The organism is Bartonella sp. HY406, from assembly GCF_025449315.1.
Lineage (GTDB): Bacteria > Pseudomonadota > Alphaproteobacteria > Rhizobiales > Rhizobiaceae > HY038.
In genome coordinates, this window is the sequence record NZ_CP104893.1 from 448380 (window position 1) to 467152 (window position 18773).

Sequence of the window (18773 nt, forward strand, 5' to 3'; positions counted from 1 at the left end):
AAACATAATGACAGTAAAGAAAAAACAACCAGATCCAATTGATGTATATGTGGGAAGCCGCATTCGTTTGCGTCGTAATTCTATAGGGCTTAGTCAAGAAAAACTAGGCGAACAACTTGGAATTACTTTTCAGCAAGTGCAAAAATACGAGAAGGGTACAAATAGGGTAGGTGCAAGTCGTCTGCAAGCAATTGCAGAAACCTTGGAAGTGCCGGTATCCTTCTTTTTTGAAGATGTGTCCAATAGTGAACTTGATGAAGGATTTGCCGAAGCCGAAGCCAATCCTTTGGAAATGGTTTCAAGTGGCGAAGGATTACAGTTAATTCGTGCTTTCACGAATATCAAAGACCCTAAAGTCAGACGCAAAATTATTGATCTTGCCAAGGCTTTATCGCAAGACGATCACCTTGAGGATAGATAGTTTTGACAATGATATAGCGGGAAACAAGACGTTTTATTGCTTTTAACTTTATGCTTAATTTTATATTTACTTCGTTAATACAGTGCCAAAATAGTAGCTTTTATATTATTGTATTATTTTATAATTAATAAAATTCATAGTAATATGTATTAGGTGAAAAATTGAATTTTGAAGTTTTAATATGATTTAAAAAGACTGATGTTATGTCAGTTAATATTGGCTTTACAAGCTTCGCTTAATGCTTTTTTCAAAAAAAATATTATTATATTTCATTACCTTATCATTGTTGACGGCATAATTTTGATCAAGGATTATTGCCTCAAGCTATGCATAATGGTTTAGAGCCCCATCTTTCAAAAATAATTTGGATTAACAAGGTTAAGTGCGCTCATGCTGTCATCATATGCAGCTTTTTATAGGTGTAAGAGCAAAGCCTCTATCATTGATTGTATGTTTTTAAGTCCCATCATGATAAAAAAAAGCGTATTTAGCTTTTTAAAAGCCAAATACGCCATTTTATTTCAATAGGTTAAAACCGGCCTATTCTTCTTCGCCGCCTTCAACGGCAATTTTATCAACTGCCTCTTTCATGTACTCTGCAACATCCTTATCAGGATAGGTAACAGCAAAATCGCTAATGGTTTTTTTCACCAATTCATTGTAATTTTGTTGCATCAACATATTTTCAATCTGTGGCTTTACATCAGCATATTCTGGTGGTTGCTTATCGCGGATATCTTCAACCTTAATAACATGCCAACCAAATTGTGATTTAACCGGTGTTTTGGTGTATTCGCCCGCTTTAAGGGCAAAGGCCGCATCTTCAAAAGGCTTTACCATTTGTCCTTTGATGAAATAGCCAAGATCTCCGCCATTAGCGCTAGATCCATCAGTTGAAGATTCTTTAGCAATTTTTTCAAAATCTTCGCCTGCTTCTAAACGCTCAATAACCTTTTTAGCGTCAGCTTCACTGTCAACAAGGATATGGCGGGCATGCACTTCAACTTCTTTCGGCATGCTAGCTATTTCTTTGTCATAAAAAGCCTTAACGTCTTCTTCTTTTACCGATTGCTTTAGCTTTTCGGCAAGGTAAGCCTGCTGCAAGTTACTTTCGCGAACCAATTCAGCGCGCATTTTGAAAGTCGGATCTTGGTCGAGTTTTTCTTTAAGTGCTGCAGTCGAAAATGCTTTTAACGAAACATAAACTTCTAACGCGCGCAAACGGCGTTGCGCTAAGGTTTCAGGTGTGCCAGGAGCAATAATATTAGCCCAAGCATCAAGATCCTTGGTTGTCATGTTCTTGCCATCAATTACGGCAATAACTTGATCAGGGCCAAAAGTTTTTGTTTCTGCCTTGCTAACCTCAGCCGCTTCTGGCTGCGGCATTGCAGGGCTTTCTGTTTCCTGCGCTTGAGCAACCAAACTGCTTCCTAAAATAAAGGTAGAAGCCACCAGAATGGCTTTCAATTTCGACTTCATGTAAAACTCCTTAGCAGGAAGAGGGCGTCTTGCCCCCTTTGAATGAATATGGCTTATCATGGAAAAGTTGCAATTTTAAATGGATAAGTAAAATAGTTGATAAAGATAATTTCATTAATGATCTTTAATTTCATTTTTCCATTTTTTTAAGCAATAGCTTTAATCTTGTCCGTAAATTTAACAAGTTTAGAAAGTTTAAGCTTAACAGCAATTCTTCATAAATACCTTTTAGCGACTCTAGTCAGGATAACGGCAAAATTTTGATTTGAAAAGCATTATGGTGCAAATTTTATAATTTCACGTAAATATTAAATATGATTAATAAAAGATATAATTATTTAAAGTTAATGGGTTAGACATTTCGTTGCTGCTATTTGGTTACTTTTCCTTGGCGATCACGTTTAATTATATATTTTTAATGTGAAGATATTTATTTTTTATATCGATTATATCTAGTCTTAGCGCAAAGGGTAAGTATTTACCGCTTAGGCGATTATTCGTTGTCTGATCTATAATTTAGTGAATATAAAATATTTGGCATATTTGCTGTCATAAATCATTGGCAAAGATAAGGGGGAACTGAATATGAAAACGCGTTTGATAAAAGCTGATCGGTCAGTTGATTTGCCAATGTTAGCTGATGGTTATTATCATCTTAGCTATACAGTACTTATTAATGGTGATCTTGCCACTCTCTCAACTGATTTTGATTTAATTGCTTGGTGGCGCAATGATCATAAAAGTGCAAAATTACCCGAAAAAATAAACTATCTCATTGCGGTATTTGATGGCGAAACATTTAAAGCCAAAGCATCATTTGCGATGCCTGATCCGATATATCCTTTAATAGATCAATTTTCTAATGGAGACTGGTTGGTGGTAAATCCACGTTGTTATAATAGGGGGGATAAAAATGCTATGCGCATTGCGCCAACAGGCGCAATTATGAGCCAATTTAATTTGGGGGATGCGATTGAGCATGCGCAAATTAATAAGCATGATGAGATTATCATTGGCTTTTTTGATGAAGGTACAATGTCTAATCGCGGCTGGGATGCAAGTGGTGAACGCGCTAAAGTACCTATTGCGCCAATTATTTGCTGTGATGGCAATGGCAAACCTTTATGGTCGGTTGATAAGGAAATGGACAGCTTTTATATTGTTGATTGTTACGCATTAAATATTGGTAGCAACGAAGCCTATGCTTATTATGATCCAGACTATAATGTCATAGCTTTAAGCCCACAAGGTATTACCAAACATTGGCAAGCAGATATAAAGGGCGGCAAAATGTTGGCGTTTAATCAAGATTATTTTGTCGTGGCATGTGGTTATGACGATCCTAATCTTATAGAAATTATAGCAAAGAATGATGCTGCCAAGCATTATTTAGCCCATATGGATAGTGCACAGTCTTTGGAAGCAATTGATGGGCGAGATGACCAGTTACACTATATTGGTGGCGATCAATGGTTGACTTTTTGTGTCACCTCAATCGTTAATCAATTGAAAGAGCACCAAGAGTAGTATGCTAAAGCACAGTTTTTTTGACTGTAATAGATAGTCGGTATCATCATCGCATAAGCTTGGTATTTTGAAAAGTAAAAGTTTGACTAATAAGATTTTTAGTAATTAAGAATTTCGTGAATTGATAATTTTTTATTTATAAATCTTATGTTTTTTGCAGAAAAATAAAAAACTTCTCCCCAGCTTTATTCAATTCTCAAAAGGTCATAACCTGCTTCATATTTAGTACTATACCGCTTAGTTATTAAAGAAAATTCATCACTATCTTCTTCCACAAGAGATATAAAATTTCTATTAACATCAGAAATCCAATGAGTTGGACAGCTGATTAGATCAACATTTTCTAAAATAATTGCCTCATCATAAGGATCTGTTATATCCCAACACAATCCAATTTTTAAAATATCACCATAGTAACTTATAATATCAATATCACGTGCCTCTATCTTATTGTCATAATAAAACCTATTTATTTTATCAATGTAATCACGTGTAATCACTTATTAACTCCAAATTTCTTAACCGTTTTTTGGTTGTTACTCCAATGATAATTATTTCGCAGTGGTGGTCAATGGCTGATGTTTTGGTTGTCCAATCGTCAAACAATAAAAGTATTAAACGATCAATATCTGTTGAGAAGCGAAGTTTTAAGCAAAATTATGAAAATTTAATAATTGGCTAAGGTTATAATGTTCCTCATCGCTTAAGCTTTGCAGTGGCAAAGGCAATGAGGGATGGTCGGTTTTCTTTAAGATTTCAGCAGCTGTTGCAATAACACGCAAGGAACCATATTTTTCAAAAAGGCGCCAAAGTGGTAATAGTGCAGTTGAAACAAGATTTTCATCACCATTTAGCTTGTTTTCAGCTTCGATCTGTAAACCTAATGCAAGCTTGGGGAATAGTCCGCCCAATACTGAAAACCAGCAATCACAACCAGCACTAAGCCCACGGGCAGCTTGTGCATCTCCGCTAATGCCAATTTTAACATGGCTTGGTATGTCTTGGCGCAATTGCTTTATAAAGGTTTTTGCTTGGTTTAATTCCTTTGGTATTTGGCCAATTTTAATTGCGGCAATATTGGGTAGATTGCAAATTTTGCCGTATAATTCGTTATTGAAAACAAATTTGGTGGTTTGTGGATTATCATAAACGCAAAGTGGCACGGAAATATTATGGCAAACATTTTGATAAAGCCCAAATACTTCTGCATCACTCAATGGTTGATAAGATAGTGGCGCAAGTAAAAGTGCTTTTACGCCGGCCTTTTGTGCGTCATCGGCTAAATGGCAAACATCACGGCTGCGTAACGCGCCGATGGAAACCATAACAGGCTTATCGCCTGCATGTTCTTGTCCTATTTGGGTGAGATGTAATCGCTCGGCTCTGTTTAAATATGCATAGCAACCAGTGGAACCTAAAAGCCCAATTGATGCTATGTCGTGCTTTGACAAATTATCGATGAGTTTGATGAAATGGTGTTCTTGAACACCATTTTCATTCATGGGAGTAAGTGGAAATGCACTAAGACCAGAAAACATAATTTCCCCATACAGCCTAAATATTATGAGCTTTTAATTTTTAGCGAATAATATTCACCATGCGTAGAAAATCTTTAAGCGGTGACAAAGCTGGGTGCTTGAGATTGCGCAAGAGATAATCGGTCATGCGTGGTAAATGTTTTAAATATTGTGGTTTGCCATCACGCTTATCAAGACGAATAAATAGGCCGAGTAATTTACAAGCGCGCTGTGCCCCTAAAATTGCATAGGATTGGCGAAATTGTTTTTCATTAAACTGCTTATCAAGTAAAGCACGTTTTGAGCAATAATGGCGGATAAGTGCTTCTTCAGTTGGTGCTGCAATGGTAATGCGCGCATCTTGGGCAAGAGACACCACATCATAAGCGGTTGGTCCCATTTGCGCATCTTGAAAGTCGATAAGACCAATGCGGTCATTGCCTTCACGTTCGCTGCACCAAAGTATATTGGGGGAATGATAATCGCGCATGACCAAGCTTTTAGGCGCTGTTTCTAGTTCATCGAACAAAACATCCCAGATTTGATAATAATATTCGCGCATTTGGTCGATTGGCTCGACTTGTGAAATAAATGGCAAATACCAGTCCAAGAGCAAATTGGTTTCAATATGAAGCGCATCACGGTCATAATTGGGAATTTCAATGCTCATATCTTCCCAAACCGCATGTTTTGGCCAATCAACCTCATGAAAATCTGCTAAAAATGCCGTTGCTGCAAGATAGCGTTCGGTGATCGGTAAGCGGCGTTCATCGATAATGCCATCTTGCCCTAAATATTCAAGCAGCAATAGACCACTATCAAGGTCGCCAGCATAAATTTCTGGGGCGTTAAAATTATTTTCGCGGATAATACGGTCAATACCAACAAATTGGTCGATGCTTTGTGCAAGGTTCGCTGTCTTTGCATAGCTTGCACCAGTTTTTTCAGGCATTTCGAGTTGTGGGGCATCCATCAACACTTCGCATTTATCCTGGCCATAGGTGATAAGCTCATAAGCGCGCGCTGAAGCATCGCCGGCCAAAAAATGTCTTTTAGCTTCGCCCCGATTATAGCGAATTAAAAAGTCTCGGATAATTGCAGTGCGCCGTAAACGCAAGGATGCTTCTTCATCAACGGCAATGATAACGCCGCGCCCATCATTTTCTTCAAAAATCCGTAATGAAAATGTAGGCCTTGGTAAAAGTCCTTCTGCCTTATCTGGCCACTCAACAATTAGCACACCATTATCAAGTGCTTGCTCAAGACCAAGCTCATAGATTTCTTCGGGGCTGCCAATACGGTAAAGATCGGCATGGGCAACAGGTAAGCGCAGTTCATTATAGGTTTGTACAAGAGTGAAGGTGGGGCTTGGTACATCCAATGTGTCATCATCAGCAAGGGTTTGAATAATGCTACGGGCAAGGGTTGATTTTCCCATGCCTAAATCACCTTCAAGAATTATAAGATCACCTTTTTTTAAGGTTAAGGCAAGATCTTCGCCAAAACGCTTTGTTGCATCTTCATTACTGAGGTGAAGGGTTAATTCCATAGCAATTTAAACTTTCTATTCAGCAGCACTGCTTAAAGCTGCAATTTTAATTGGAAACCGGCAGATGACAGTTGTGCCTTTATCAGAACCTGTATCAATTTCAACTGTTCCATTATGAAGTTCGACAAAACTTTTTACAATGGAAAGGCCAAGACCAGCTCCTGGTTTTGTACCATGATGGACATGGGTAGAAAAACGCTTGAATACATTAACAACAATTTCTTCTGGAATGCCACCGCCTTCATCATGTACAACGAAAATGATATCACTTTCATCATGAAAGGCAGCAAAGTCAATTGTAGAATTTTGCGGGGCATAATTGGCAGCATTTGATAAAATATTAAATAGAACCTGCCTGATACGGGCACCATCTGCCTGAAAATGAACAAGACCTTCGGCAATTTGCAAATTAATCTTGATGTTGTTTTCAAGTAAACGCTCTTCAAGCCGGCTAGCTGCACTTTGCATTACTTCCAAAATATTAACCTCGCCAATATCTAATTCCATAATACCAGCATCAACGGTGGCAAGATCGAGAATATCATTGACGATATTTAAAAGCTCCACCGATTCTGAAGCAATATGCGATAGATAATCATATTGCCGGCCATTTAATTCGCCAAAGGCAGGTGTGCGTAATAGATCGGTAAAGCCAATAATATTGGTAAGCGGCGTGCGTAACTCATAAGAAACATGGCTTACAAATTCATTGCGTAAGCGATCGGCAATTTCTAAAGCTTCGTTCTTTTCATGTAAGGCGCGAGCAATATTAATACTGTCGGTTACGTCAACAAAGGTAAGCATGGTTTGACCAAGCGGCAGGGGCACCAAAGCATAATCGGCAACTGCACCATTTTTTAAATCAATCCGCCCTTTGCGTGAATCGCGCTTATCGGCAAAATCGGTAATTGCAGCACCAATATCACTCCAATCTTCATCGACTGCTTGGGGGGCTGCAAAAGCTTCGATCTTAGATATATGGGTGCCTTCAACACATAATTCATTTGGTAGCTCCCACATTGCTGCAAAAGCCGGATTAGAAAGCCGCATCAAGCCGTCCGAGCCAAAAACAGCGACACCTTCATAAAGATTATCAAGGGTTTCCCCCTGAATGCGGATAAGTGAATTATAGCGTGCTTCTAGATTGAGCTTTTCGGTAAGGTCTTCATAAAGCCAAGTGACACCACCTTGCGGGTGCGGATTGGCAATGACCCGCAATGTGCGCCCATCTGGAAGATTCCATATGGTCATTTTAGGCTCAAGCGAGCGATAGGCCTCAAATAATTCCTCTTTCCATTGTCGCCAATGGGGTGTTTCATTTAAAATGCCGCGTTCACGTAAGCGGTCAAGTACCAAAGCATGACTTGGCTGACTTTCCAAAAACGCCACATCAAGCGGCCAAAGGGCGCTAAAGGCTTGGTTAAAAAATTCTAGCTTTTGGTCTGGGTTAAAAATTGCAACCGCAGTTGATAATTGATCAAAAGTTTCAGAATAGCCTTGCACAACGCGTTTTAATTCATTGCGCAGCGTTTCCCTTTCCGTTTTGTCAATGGCAATACCAGCTTCACCAAATTCACCTGCCATTGCCGTTACATCAAGCACCCGTCTTTCACCATTTATTGCTGTGGGCGTGCTGTCGATAAACACTTCGCCTTTACGGTGGCTGTTTTTAATCTTTTCACGAAATGCTGACCCAAAAATTTCGTGATCGGGGTCTGCAACACGAAAATAGGCGCGATTTCCCCAATGGATGCTGCCATTATGGTCGCGTATCCAGATCGGATCTTTTAATTCATCCCCCAATGCTTGCAAGGTGGCAAGCTTTGCTTCAAATTCATTACAGCGATTTTTTAAGTGCAAAAATTCAGCACTTGTTTTTGTTGTATCCCGAAAACTTATCAGTAATCTTGCGCCATTTGCATAACCACAGGCTTGCAGCGTAGTGCCATGAGTGGTGGTAATGGGCATATCAAATGCTTCACCCTCACTCGCTAATAAAGCGATATTATTTTGATATTCATTCAAAGATGGCACCGACATCCAACTTTGCCAGTTTAAAAACTCATCAATGGTTGCGGGGATATCTCTTGCATTAGGCAAGGGGCCGGTGATTTTTGCATTGGCTCCTTCAAGAATAACAAGGCATTGGCCACTTAAATTTAAATAGCTTTCATAAGGATTGAGCAAAGTGCTTAAAAAATGCTTGCTATCTTTAAGATTTAATTCAAGTGCCTTTTTTTCTTTGACAATTTGGCGCAGCTTTAAAGCTATGACACCTACTGTCAATAAGGCTCCGCCCATAAGAGCAAGCTGCAATACTGAAAATAAATCATCACTTTGCGGAGACGTTATTGCCGCAAAGGCAGGCAGAGTTGAAACACTAAGCATGGTGGTGCTTGCAAAATATTTAATCCATGGTTGGCGCACAATATTTTTTGTAAATAAGATATTTAGCCCCATTTTTATCGCTTTAAATGGCTTATGAAGCATCAATATGCCATACCGCTTAGGGCTTTTTGCTTGCTTAATCTTCTGCATGCACGGGTTTAAACTGGCCACTTCAATCAATTCCTGCAAGCTCCAAGGCTGCTAACGTTGGTGACGTTAGCGCAATTTTGTTTATGATGAGGCAATCAGATGCTCTTATTTTATAAATAATGCGATTGTTAAAATTATCCAGAAATCAAGTTACATAGTTTTAAAAAAGCCGTGCAAATTATTGGTCGAATCATCTTTGGTAATTTAGCACAGCCATATTGATTAAAGGAATGCTTGCCTTAAAAAAATAAAGCCGAACAATAAAATTGCTCGGCTTTACAATGGCTTATAATATTAATAAAATGTTAATAACGATAATGCTCAGGCTTATAAGGACCCTTTGGCGAAACGCCAATATAATCTGCCTGTTCTTGTGAAAGGGTGCTTAGTTTCACACCAAGGCGATCAAGGTGCAAACGGGCAACTTTTTCATCAAGATGTTTAGGCAGGACATAAACCTTATTGTCATATTCATGTCCCTTGGTGAAAAGCTCAATTTGTGCCAATGTCTGGTTGGTAAATGAAGCCGACATCACAAAAGAAGGATGACCGGTTGCATTACCAAGATTGAGCAAGCGCCCCTCTGATAGGAGAAGAATACGCTTACCATCAGGGAAAGTAATCATGTCAACTTGTGGCTTAATATTGGTCCATTTAAGGTTGCGCAAAGCGGCAACTTGAATTTCGTTATCAAAATGGCCAATATTACCCACAATGCACATATCTTTTAAAGCGCGCATATGCTCGATGCGGACAACGTCTTTATTACCAGTGGTTGTAACAATAATATCAGCCGTTGGTGCGGCATCTTCAAGCGTTACAACTTCATAGCCATCCATGGCTGCTTGCAATGCGCAAATTGGATCTACTTCCGTGACTTTAACGCGCGCGCCCGCACCAGAAAGGGAAGCTGCAGAACCTTTACCAACATCGCCATAACCGCAAACAACGGCAGTTTTACCAGCCATCATCACATCGGTACCACGGCGAATACCGTCAACTAACGATTCCTTACAGCCATATTTATTGTCAAATTTTGATTTGGTTACGCTGTCATTGACGTTAATGGCAGGGAAAGGCAAAAGACCCTTCTTTTCCAAGTGATAAAGACGGTTAACACCCGTTGTGGTTTCTTCGGTTACACCCTTAATTGCAGCGCGTTGACGACTAAAGAAATTTGGGCTTGCAGCAAGACGTTTCTTGATTTGCGCAAACATAACTTCTTCTTCTTCAGATTCTGGCTTTGAAAGAACATCTTCACCAGCTTCAGCGCGTGCGCCAAGCAAAATATAGGCTGTGGCATCGCCGCCATCATCCAAAATCATATTGGATGGTTCACCATCTGACCATTGGAAAATAGCATCGGTATAGGTCCAATATTCTTCCAAAGATTCACCCTTAACCGCAAATACTGGGGTGCCACCAGCCGCAATAGCTGCTGCCGCATGATCTTGAGTTGAAAAAATATTGCATGATGCCCAGCGCAATTCTGCACCAAGAGCCTTTAATGTTTCAATAAGAACGGCTGTTTGAATGGTCATATGCAGAGAGCCAGAAATGCGTGCGCCGCGTAATGGTTGGCTAGCGCCAAACTCTTCACGACACGCCATAAGGCCTGGCATTTCAGTTTCAGCAATATCGAGTTCTTTGCGACCGAAATCGGCAAGACCGATATCGCGGATCACATAATCTTGGTTGGCAGCCATGTTTTGCTCCTAAGAAAATTTAAGCCTTTAGACATTTTAATCAATAAAATGCCTATCATAATAAATATATGTTTTGATTTTATTTTGCCGCATGAAATGCTGCATAAAATGCATTGAATGACGCGACATTAGCAAATAAAATATTAATATGCAATAATGATATAAAGATAACTTTATATGAGTGATGTTATTGAGATTGGCTTTCATTTTGGCTTTCAACCTCATGCATTGATGTTTTGGCGATAAGCTGTTTACGAAATAGAACAGCAATAGCAAAAGAAAACACCGCAAAAGCCAACGCAAATCGGAAAGTGTTAACCGCGTCAAAACGGTCAATTGCAAAACCGGCAACGGCTATACCAATTGCTGCACCAACGCTCATGCCAGTAATCGCCCAAGTCATGCTTTCGGTAAATTTTTGCTTGTCGGCAAGCCCTTCAAGTAATCCCATGCAAATAATAATGGTTGGTGAGCATGCAGCTCCTGCAAGTAAGCAAATAGCAGTTAATACCCATAAATTATTAACAAAGAAAAACGGAATAGCTGTCACCATAATGACGCCAGACATAAATAAAAGCTGGCGATGCAAGGGGATAGTGATATTAAGCGAGCCGTAAAGAATGCCGGTGGTAAATGAGCCAAGCGCATAGGCGGTAACTGGAATATAGGCAAGGGTGGCAATATTAGCCGCTTTTGTATAGGCAATGCTAGTTACTTCCACCACACCAAAAATACCACCAATAGCAGATAGGGTTAGCGCTATAATTAATACTGGCAAATCAAAAATGGCGGCGCGGCCGCGCTTAGTGCTGCGCTGAATGATTTTAGGTTCACTAGAGGTTTGTAAGAAAAACGCTAATGAGCCAATAATTAATAGGCCAATAGCTGCAATAATCCCCGCTTCAGGAAATAAAAAGGCTGCTAAATTCATAACTAAGACTGGCCCAATCATGAAAATCATTTCATCCACCAATGACTCAAAGGCAAAAGCCGAGCGCAATAGCGGTTGTCCACCAAATATGCGTGACCAACGCGCGCGCGCAAAAGCCCCAAAGCTTGGCATGGTACCTGCAAAAATTGCGGCGATGAATAAAATGAAGTCTGGCCAATGGAAATGGGCAGCAAAGGCAATGGTGCTAAGAGACAGCGCACAGATAAGACTTGCAGGCAAGCCAACTTTTAACTGGCCATATTTATCAGCAAGACGGGATATTTGTGGGCCAATCAGAGCGCTAGCGCCAATAAATGTGGTTGCGATAAGGCTTGGTAATTTAAAATTATCATGCGAGGCGGCAATCATTGCAACGATTGATATCGTAATCATGGCGATTGGAAAACGTGCAACGATTGCAGCCAATGAAAAGCTAAAGGTGCCTTTAGGCTTAAATATTTCACGATATGGGTTTGCCATGGGTTTTATCCTTTTACATACGCTGCGTATGTGTATTGACATACGTCATGTATGTCAATATAAATATCGATAATATTTGGTATTAAGTAAATCGTCCTTGTTTATGTTCAATTATTACAAGAAGACGTATTTAATATGACAAGGCTCGGGAGATATATGAGTTGGCGCGTAAACGAGATGAAATGATTAACCAAACGCGGGAAAAGCTCATAAAATCTGCTCGTCATGCCTTTTCACAAAGTGGCTTTGCTGCGGCTTCTATGGATGAGTTGACCAAAGAAGCAGGTCTTACTCGCGGTGCACTTTATCATCATTTTGGTGGTAAAATGGGTTTGCTAAAAGCGGTTATTGCGCAAATTGAGCAAGAAATAGATAGCGATATTCGCTCAAAAACTCTAAATATCAGCAATAAATGGCAATTATTTGCAACTGAGTGCCAAATTTATTTAACCAATATGCTTAATCATGATGTGCAGCAAATTTTAATGCGTGATGGTCCTGCCGTGCTAGGGGATATTTCAACATGGGAAAGTCAAGGCTATTATATAAAAATCATGGCAATTGCCTTGCAAGAGTTAATCCATGAAGGCACAATAGCATCTTGTGACTGTGAGGCATTGGCACGGCTTATTAATGGTGCTTTAATGCATGCAGCAGCTTGGATTGCCAATGCTGCAAACCCCAATGAAGCGCTTGAAAAATCGCTTTGTGCTTTTAACTTGCTGCTTGAAGGGTTGAAAACATCATGACAAAGAATAAACCTACATTAAAATCTAAGCGTAAATCCTGCTTATTTGTTCCCGCTATCAATAAGTGGGCAATGGAAAAGACTTTGCAATTGGATGTTGATGTCGTCATTTTTGACCTTGAGGACTCGGTGGGAATTGCAGACAAGGCGGCAGCAATTGGCAATCTGCAACAATTTTTTAAAGATCATCAACAATTACCCTATTTTGTCACCATTCGTATTAATCCAGTGATTGGTAAAGATATTAATGAACTGCAACAGGTTGCCGCCCTTAATATTGATGCGCTGGTTTTGCCCAAAGTTGAAAATATAGATGAATTAGATTTCGTCTATGCGATTTGTAAAACATCAGCCCAAAGGCCTATACCGGTTTGGGCAATGATTGAAACGCCAAAGGGGATTTTGGCCGCCGCATCTATTGCTAGTCATCCAAGTGTGACATGTCTCATTGTCGGGCCAAATGATATTGCATTGGCGACTGGCGTTGCGAGCGTGGTTGATGAAGGCGCGGTTAATCATGGCGCAAACCGCCAATATCTTGTTCCTTGGCTTATGCAAATTGTGCTTGCTGCCAAAGCCTATAATCGCCGTGTTTTAGATGGCGTTTTTAATGATTACAAGGATTTGGTGGGTTTTGAAGATGAATGCCGCCAAGCAAAAGCCATGGGCTTTGATGGTAAGACGCTTATTCACCCTAGCCAAATTGAAACCGCAAATGTGATTTTTCAGCCAACATTGAGCCAAGTGGAATGGGCGCAAGAAATAATTACCGCTTTTGCTTTGCCTGAAAATATCGGTAAAGGCGTTATTTCTTTAAATGGTAAAATGGTTGAAGATTTACACTTAAAGCAAGCGCAACGCATTTTAGCCAATAGTAGCGATACCAGATAGCATTATAAGGATAGATATATGAGTGAAAAGCAAAAAATGCTGGCTGGTGAACTTTATAATGCTAGTGATGGTGAACTTATTTTAGAGCGCAAACAAGCTTTTTCATGGATGAAAACCTTAAATGACGCTTTTGCCATGGATGATAATGAGCGGCTTAGCTTGTTGCGGCAAGGCCTTGGACGTGTGGGCGATAATGTCACCATTCGCTCGCCCTTTTATTGCGATTATGGTTATAATATATCCGTTGGCAAAGATGTTTTCATTAATTTCAACTGTGTCATTCTTGATGGTTGCAGTGTTGAGATTGGTGATGGCTGTGAAATTGCCCCAAATGTGCAGATTGTAACGGCAACGCACCCCACTGACGCTAAGTTGCGCGAACAAAAGCTTGAATATGGCAAGCCGATAAAAATTGGTAAAAATGTTTGGATTGGTGCGGGAAGTATTATATTGCCCGGCGTTACCATTGGCGATGGCGCAACCATTGGCGCGGCAAGCCTTGTTACGCGTGATATTCCGGCAAATTGCACCGCTTTTGGTTCGCCGGCGCGGGTGCGTTAAAGTCTTAAAGCAAGTATGAATGGGCATTTTGCGTTTCATATTTAAATAGCAAAATGCCCATTACAAAAGGTCCATTAATTGAAAATTTCGCCTATAATTTTCGGAAACGTAAACGTGCGCTACGCTCTAATGCGGCAACGGTTAACTCATCAAGCTCCCAACGATCTTGCATCATTTGCAAAAATTCAAGCTCTTCTTGATTAACATTTAAATCAGCCGAGGCAATCTCAACCGCAAGCGCATAGGCAGTATCATAAAGCTTTTCTGGTAATGCTTCATGCGCGAGGTCAAGAATGTGTTCAAGACCGCTTTCTTCTTCCAAGTGCCCTAAGCATTCAGCCGCTAAAGCATCTAGACGGTCGCTATCAAAGCCGGCAAAAACGGGGTAATGGTTTACAATGGTAACAATGCTTGCCAATTCCCGCTCAGACATTGCAGCATCGGCCGCCGCAGTGGTTACCATGACAAATATCAAACCTTCATGGGGAGTTAGCTCAGCCATTACAATCTTCCTCGTGATTTATGAATTTGATGTTAGCTTAAAGATAAAATGCTTTTATTAAAAGTGGTTTTAAGCTTCTTACACGAGATTATTATCGCATTTTGTTTTTTTGTCAAAATCCGTGCAAATTTATAGTGTGAATAATCTTATAAATAAAAAGCAGCATTGCTTGGGTTAAATCTATAGGCTTAAAGGGGATAATTATGCTTGAAATCTTGTAAAAATCGATAGTTTTTATAGATAAGACGGTTGTAGGCTTGCAAGATTTATGAAAAAGAGTAAATGAAAACAAATTGATGTTGTTAAATAATCTAAAACTTGTTTAATTATCATCAATTGATAAACCTATTGCTGGTCAATGAGCTTTTGCTTACAACCACATTTATATAAGCCGATTAACACTATTTAGGGAACCTTTCTATGGCGTCCGATTTTTCCTCCACCCTCCTTATATCCCCTGAAAGCGTGACTTTAGCAGGTGATGCGAAAGCTTGGCCTTTCGAAGAGGCACGAAAAATTGTCAAACGTTATGAGAAAAAAGGCTTTCCTGATGAAGTCTTGTTTGAAACTGGTTATGGTCCGTCAGGTCTGCCGCATATCGGCACTTTTGGTGAGGTTGCCCGCACCACCATGGTACGCCATGCTTTCCATGTTTTAACCGAGAATAAAGTTAAAACGCGCCTTATCTGTTTTTCTGATGATATGGATGGTTTGCGTAAAGTGCCTGATAATGTTCCTAATAAGGAAATGTTAGAGGCAGCGCTCGGTAAGCCCCTTACTCAAGTGCCTGACCCATTTTTAAGTGAATATCCATCTTTTGGTGCGGCTAATAATGCGCGTTTACGAGCCTTTCTCGATCGCTTTGGCTTTGATTATGAATTTGCAAGTGCAACCGATTATTATACATCAGGTCGCTTTGATGAAACCTTGCTACTAATGCTTAAAAATTATGACAAGGTCATTAACATTATTTTGCCAACCCTTGGTGAAGAACGCCGTGCTACCTATTCACCATTTTTGCCAATTAGCCCATTTTCTGGCAAGGTTTTGCAAGTGCCAATTATTGCCCGCGATGAAGCGCGTGGCACAATTACCTATGTTGAGCCTGAAACAGGTGAAACCATTGAGACAGAAGTAACCGGTGGCAAAGTAAAATGCCAGTGGAAAGCTGACTGGGCAATGCGTTGGACTGCCCTTGGCATTGATTATGAAATGGCTGGTAAGGATTTGATCGATTCAGTTACCCTGTCGTCAAAAATTTGTAAGGTTTTAGGTGGTACACCGCCTGAAGGCTTTAATTATGAATTGTTCCTTGATGATAAGGGTGCAAAAATTTCCAAAGGCAAGGGCAATGGTCTTACCATTGATGAATGGCTTACTTATGCACCGACTGAAAGCCTTGGACTTTATATGTTCCAAAAGCCAAAAACCGCTAAAAAACTTTATTTTGATGTGATCCCTAAAGCGGTTGATGAATATTATACTTATCTTTCAGCCTATGGTCGTCAGGATTGGAAAGAGCGCTTAAATAATCCAGTTTGGCATATGCATAATGGTAATCCACCGGCGATTGATTTACCTGTTTCTTTTGCGATGCTGTTGAATTTGGTGAGTGCATCCAATGCTGAAAATAAAAATGTGCTTTGGGGCTTTATCTCGCGCTATGCTGATGGTGTAACGCCAGAAAATAATAAAAGCCTTGATGATCTTGTTGGCTATGCCATTCGTTATTTTAATGATTTTGTTAAGCCTACAAAAAAATTCCGCGCCCCTGATGAGGTTGAGCGTGAAACATTAATAGCTATTGATAAAAATCTTGCTGCGCTTGACTTGCAAGCTGATGGCAATATCATTCAAAATGCTTTGCTTGACGTGGCACGTGAGATTGAACGCTATCAAGATAGCGCGAAAAAAGGCCCTGATGGCGGCCCCGGCGTATCGGTTATGTTCTTCCAAATGCTTTATGAAGTATTAATTGGTCAAGAGCGCGGTCCGCGTTTTGGCTCGTTCATTGCGCTTTATGGCATTAATGAAACGCGCGAGCGCATTCAGCAAGCCTTAAATGGTGAATTGTTAAATTAATGGTAAATTAGGCTCGATACCTATGGTATTGAGCCTTCTTGCCATGTTTTATTTTAGTTAAGATGCGCTGCCATAGCAAAGGCGTCTTTTATTGCGTGCTAAGCGCGCAAATTTAATTTTAGGAGAATTTGATGAGTGAAGCCAGCGAGGTCAAACGGCGCCGGACTTTTGCGATTATCGCCCACCCCGATGCTGGTAAAACAACACTTACTGAAAAGCTCTTGCTGTTTGGTGGTGCCATTCAGCTTGCTGGTGAAGTCAAGGCTAAGAAAGACCGTATCCAAACCCGCTCCGATTGGATGAATATCGAGCGTGATCGCGGTATTTCGGTTGTAACTTCAGTGATGACCTTTGAATATAAGGATTGTATTTTCAATCTTCTTGATACACCTGGCCATGAAGACTTTGCCGATGATACTTATCGCACCTTAACTGCTGTGGATAGCGCGGTCATGGTGCTTGATGGTGCGCGCGGTATTGAGCCACGAACATTAAAATTGTTTGAAGTTTGCCGTATGCGCAATATTCCGATTGTTACCTTTGTTAACAAAATGGATCGCGAAGCGCGTGATCCTTTGGAAATTTTGGATGAGATTGAAGAAAAATTAGCACTTGATACTGCGCCAGTTACTTGGCCAATTGGTGCAGGTAAAAATTTTGCCGGTAGCTTTTCCTTGCATGAAAATAGCGTGCGCCAAAAGGATGAGGAAGAAACGCCAAGACCAGTAAGCGGGCCGGAAGAGGCTGCAGAATTACTGCCTGAAAATGAGCGGGATATGTTTGTGGATGGTGTGGTTCTCGCGCGCGATGCTTGTAAGCGTTTTGATTTACAATCTTTCAGTGAAGGCCATATGACACCGGTTTATTTTGGCTCGGCACTGCGCAATTATGGTGTGCGTGATTTGATTGATGCGCTGGTGGACTTTGGACCGCAGCCGCGTGACCAAGTGGCCGATACAAGAACCGTTCATGCCGTTGAACCTAAAATGACTGGCTTTGTATTTAAAATTCAAGCCAATATGGATCCTAACCATCGCGACCGCATTGCCTTTTTGCGTGTTTGCTCTGGCACTTTATCGCGTGGTATGAAAGCAAAATTGGTGCGCACCGGCAAACCAATGACCCTTTCAACCCCGCAATTCTTCTTTGCACGTTCACGCCAAATTGCCGATGAAGCCTTTGCAGGTGATGTGGTTGGCATTCCCAATCATGGTACGCTGCGTATTGGTGACACTTTGACCGAGGGCGAAGATTTGCTGTTTAGGGGCGTGCCTAATTTTGCGCCAGAAATTTTGCGTCGTGTGCGCCTTGGCGATGCGATGAAAGCCAAAAAACTGCGCGAAGCCTTGCAACAAATGGCAGAAGAAGGGGTTGTTCAGCTCTTTACGCCTGATGATGGCTCACCGGCGATCGTCGGCGTGGTGGGCGCCTTGCAAATTGATGTATTGACCGAGCGTTTAAAGGTTGAATATTCTTTGCCTGTTGGTTTTGAAGTGGCTCGCTTTACAATCTGCCGTTGGATTAGTGCAGATAGTCAAGAAGAGCTAGATAAATTTATTGCAGCTCATCGCGCTGACATTGCTCATGATCTTGATAATGATCCAGTATTCTTGGCACAAAATGTCTTTTCTTTGAATTATGAAGCAGAGCGGTGGAAAGCTATTCGCTTTGCAGCGGTGAAAGATTATCAGGTGCGAGCAAATTAGTCTAAACTGCATAAATTGCTAACCCAATGATAAATAATGCTATATGCTAATTGATTTTTATTGGATGGTTATGACCATGAACAAGCACCGCTTTACAAAAATGTAAAATGGTGCTTTTTTATTGAAATAATAATA

15 protein-coding genes are annotated in these 18773 nt (G+C 40.5%); 7 read left to right on the forward strand and 8 right to left on the reverse strand.

Translation table 11 applies throughout. The annotated features are described in order from the left end of the window. Positions 1–7: 7 nt before the first annotated feature. Positions 8–421, forward strand: coding sequence for a helix-turn-helix domain-containing protein (locus N6B01_RS01840; protein ID WP_182418641.1), 414 nt, complete (start codon positions 8–10; stop codon positions 419–421). 540 nt (positions 422–961) lie between these two features. On the opposite strand, the gene N6B01_RS01845 is transcribed toward N6B01_RS01840, so the two are convergent. Beyond that, positions 962–1900 carry a peptidylprolyl isomerase gene (locus tag N6B01_RS01845; RefSeq protein WP_262079663.1) on the reverse strand — a complete coding sequence of 313 codons (939 nt, stop codon included), beginning with the start codon at positions 1898–1900 and terminating at the stop codon, positions 962–964. A 585-nt stretch (positions 1901–2485) separates the two neighbouring features. On the opposite strand from N6B01_RS01845, the gene N6B01_RS01850 reads away from it, so the two are divergent. Continuing rightward, a complete protein-coding gene (locus N6B01_RS01850; protein ID WP_262079664.1) occupies positions 2486–3427 on the forward strand; it encodes a YxiH-YxzG fusion protein in 942 nt (313 codons plus the stop codon). A 185-nt stretch (positions 3428–3612) separates the two neighbouring features. Here N6B01_RS01850 and N6B01_RS01855 read toward each other — a convergent pair whose 3' ends face one another. From N6B01_RS01855 to N6B01_RS01880, 6 genes are all read right to left on the reverse strand, one after another. Next, positions 3613–3927, reverse strand: a complete 315-nt coding sequence (locus N6B01_RS01855) for a hypothetical protein (RefSeq protein WP_262079665.1) — start codon at positions 3925–3927, stop codon at positions 3613–3615. Positions 3928–4074: 147 nt separating this feature from the next. Then, entirely contained in the window at positions 4075–4965 is an 891-nt protein-coding gene (locus N6B01_RS01860) for a dihydrodipicolinate synthase family protein (RefSeq protein ID WP_262079666.1), read from the reverse strand. Between the two features lie 40 nt (positions 4966–5005). Next, positions 5006–6493 carry a tRNA (adenosine(37)-N6)-threonylcarbamoyltransferase complex ATPase subunit type 1 TsaE gene (tsaE, locus tag N6B01_RS01865; RefSeq protein WP_262079667.1) on the reverse strand — a complete coding sequence of 496 codons (1488 nt, stop codon included), beginning with the start codon at positions 6491–6493 and terminating at the stop codon, positions 5006–5008. A gap of 15 nt (positions 6494–6508) precedes the next feature. Continuing rightward, the gene (locus N6B01_RS01870) at positions 6509–8953 is read right to left on the reverse strand and encodes a sensor histidine kinase (protein ID WP_262079668.1); all 2445 of its coding nucleotides are present in this window, start codon (positions 8951–8953) and stop codon (positions 6509–6511) included. 383 nt (positions 8954–9336) lie between these two features. Beyond that, on the reverse strand, positions 9337–10737 hold the full coding sequence (gene ahcY / locus N6B01_RS01875; RefSeq protein WP_182418648.1) for an adenosylhomocysteinase: 1401 nt from the start codon (positions 10735–10737) through the stop codon (positions 9337–9339). Positions 10738–10924: 187 nt separating this feature from the next. Next, positions 10925–12148, reverse strand: a complete 1224-nt coding sequence (locus N6B01_RS01880) for an MFS transporter (RefSeq protein WP_262079669.1) — start codon at positions 12146–12148, stop codon at positions 10925–10927. Between the two features lie 161 nt (positions 12149–12309). Here N6B01_RS01880 and N6B01_RS01885 point away from each other — a divergent pair, with 161 nt between their 5' ends. From N6B01_RS01885 to N6B01_RS01895, 3 genes are read left to right on the forward strand one after another with little or no spacing between them, the layout of a single operon-like run. Then, positions 12310–12897: a TetR/AcrR family transcriptional regulator gene (locus N6B01_RS01885; RefSeq protein ID WP_262079670.1), complete on the forward strand. Its 588-nt coding sequence runs from the start codon at positions 12310–12312 to the stop codon at positions 12895–12897. Continuing rightward, positions 12894–13787, forward strand: a complete 894-nt coding sequence (locus tag N6B01_RS01890; protein WP_262079671.1) for an HpcH/HpaI aldolase/citrate lyase family protein — start codon at positions 12894–12896, stop codon at positions 13785–13787. Before N6B01_RS01885 ends, N6B01_RS01890 begins: the two co-directional genes overlap by 4 nt. An 18-nt stretch (positions 13788–13805) precedes the next feature. Next, entirely contained in the window at positions 13806–14348 is a 543-nt protein-coding gene (locus tag N6B01_RS01895) for a sugar O-acetyltransferase (protein ID WP_262079672.1), read from the forward strand. A 91-nt stretch (positions 14349–14439) separates the two neighbouring features. Here the strand turns inward: N6B01_RS01895 and N6B01_RS01900 are convergent, their stop codons facing one another. Then, entirely contained in the window at positions 14440–14850 is a 411-nt protein-coding gene (locus N6B01_RS01900; protein WP_182418653.1) for a tellurite resistance TerB family protein, read from the reverse strand. A gap of 420 nt (positions 14851–15270) precedes the next feature. Between N6B01_RS01900 and N6B01_RS01905 the strand changes: the two genes are divergently transcribed. Together N6B01_RS01905 and N6B01_RS01910 are read left to right on the forward strand one after the other, a co-directional pair. After that, complete coding sequence (locus N6B01_RS01905; protein ID WP_262079674.1) at positions 15271–16932, forward strand: lysine--tRNA ligase; 1662 nt, start codon at positions 15271–15273, stop codon at positions 16930–16932. Positions 16933–17063: 131 nt separating this feature from the next. Continuing rightward, entirely contained in the window at positions 17064–18638 is a 1575-nt protein-coding gene (locus N6B01_RS01910) for a peptide chain release factor 3 (protein WP_182418655.1), read from the forward strand. Positions 18639–18773 lie beyond the last annotated feature (135 nt).

Excerpts from the sequence above, each read along its gene's own strand:
- N6B01_RS01910 (WP_182418655.1), top strand. The coding sequence starts at position 17,064 with ATGAGTGAAGCCAGCGAGGTCAAACGGCGCCGGACTTTTGCGATTATC.
- ahcY (WP_182418648.1), bottom strand. The coding sequence starts at position 10,737 with ATGGCTGCCAACCAAGATTATGTGATCCGCGATATCGGTCTTGCCGAT.
- N6B01_RS01850 (WP_262079664.1), top strand. The coding sequence starts at position 2,486 with ATGAAAACGCGTTTGATAAAAGCTGATCGGTCAGTTGATTTGCCAATG.
- tsaE (WP_262079667.1), bottom strand. The coding sequence starts at position 6,493 with ATGGAATTAACCCTTCACCTCAGTAATGAAGATGCAACAAAGCGTTTT.
- N6B01_RS01870 (WP_262079668.1), bottom strand. The coding sequence starts at position 8,953 with ATGGGGCTAAATATCTTATTTACAAAAAATATTGTGCGCCAACCATGG.
- N6B01_RS01900 (WP_182418653.1), bottom strand. The coding sequence starts at position 14,850 with ATGGCTGAGCTAACTCCCCATGAAGGTTTGATATTTGTCATGGTAACC.
- N6B01_RS01860 (WP_262079666.1), bottom strand. The coding sequence starts at position 4,965 with ATGTTTTCTGGTCTTAGTGCATTTCCACTTACTCCCATGAATGAAAAT.
- N6B01_RS01880 (WP_262079669.1), bottom strand. The coding sequence starts at position 12,148 with ATGGCAAACCCATATCGTGAAATATTTAAGCCTAAAGGCACCTTTAGC.
- N6B01_RS01845 (WP_262079663.1), bottom strand. The coding sequence starts at position 1,900 with ATGAAGTCGAAATTGAAAGCCATTCTGGTGGCTTCTACCTTTATTTTA.
- N6B01_RS01840 (WP_182418641.1), top strand. The coding sequence starts at position 8 with ATGACAGTAAAGAAAAAACAACCAGATCCAATTGATGTATATGTGGGA.
- N6B01_RS01895 (WP_262079672.1), top strand. The coding sequence starts at position 13,806 with ATGAGTGAAAAGCAAAAAATGCTGGCTGGTGAACTTTATAATGCTAGT.
- N6B01_RS01905 (WP_262079674.1), top strand. The coding sequence starts at position 15,271 with ATGGCGTCCGATTTTTCCTCCACCCTCCTTATATCCCCTGAAAGCGTG.
- N6B01_RS01890 (WP_262079671.1), top strand. The coding sequence starts at position 12,894 with ATGACAAAGAATAAACCTACATTAAAATCTAAGCGTAAATCCTGCTTA.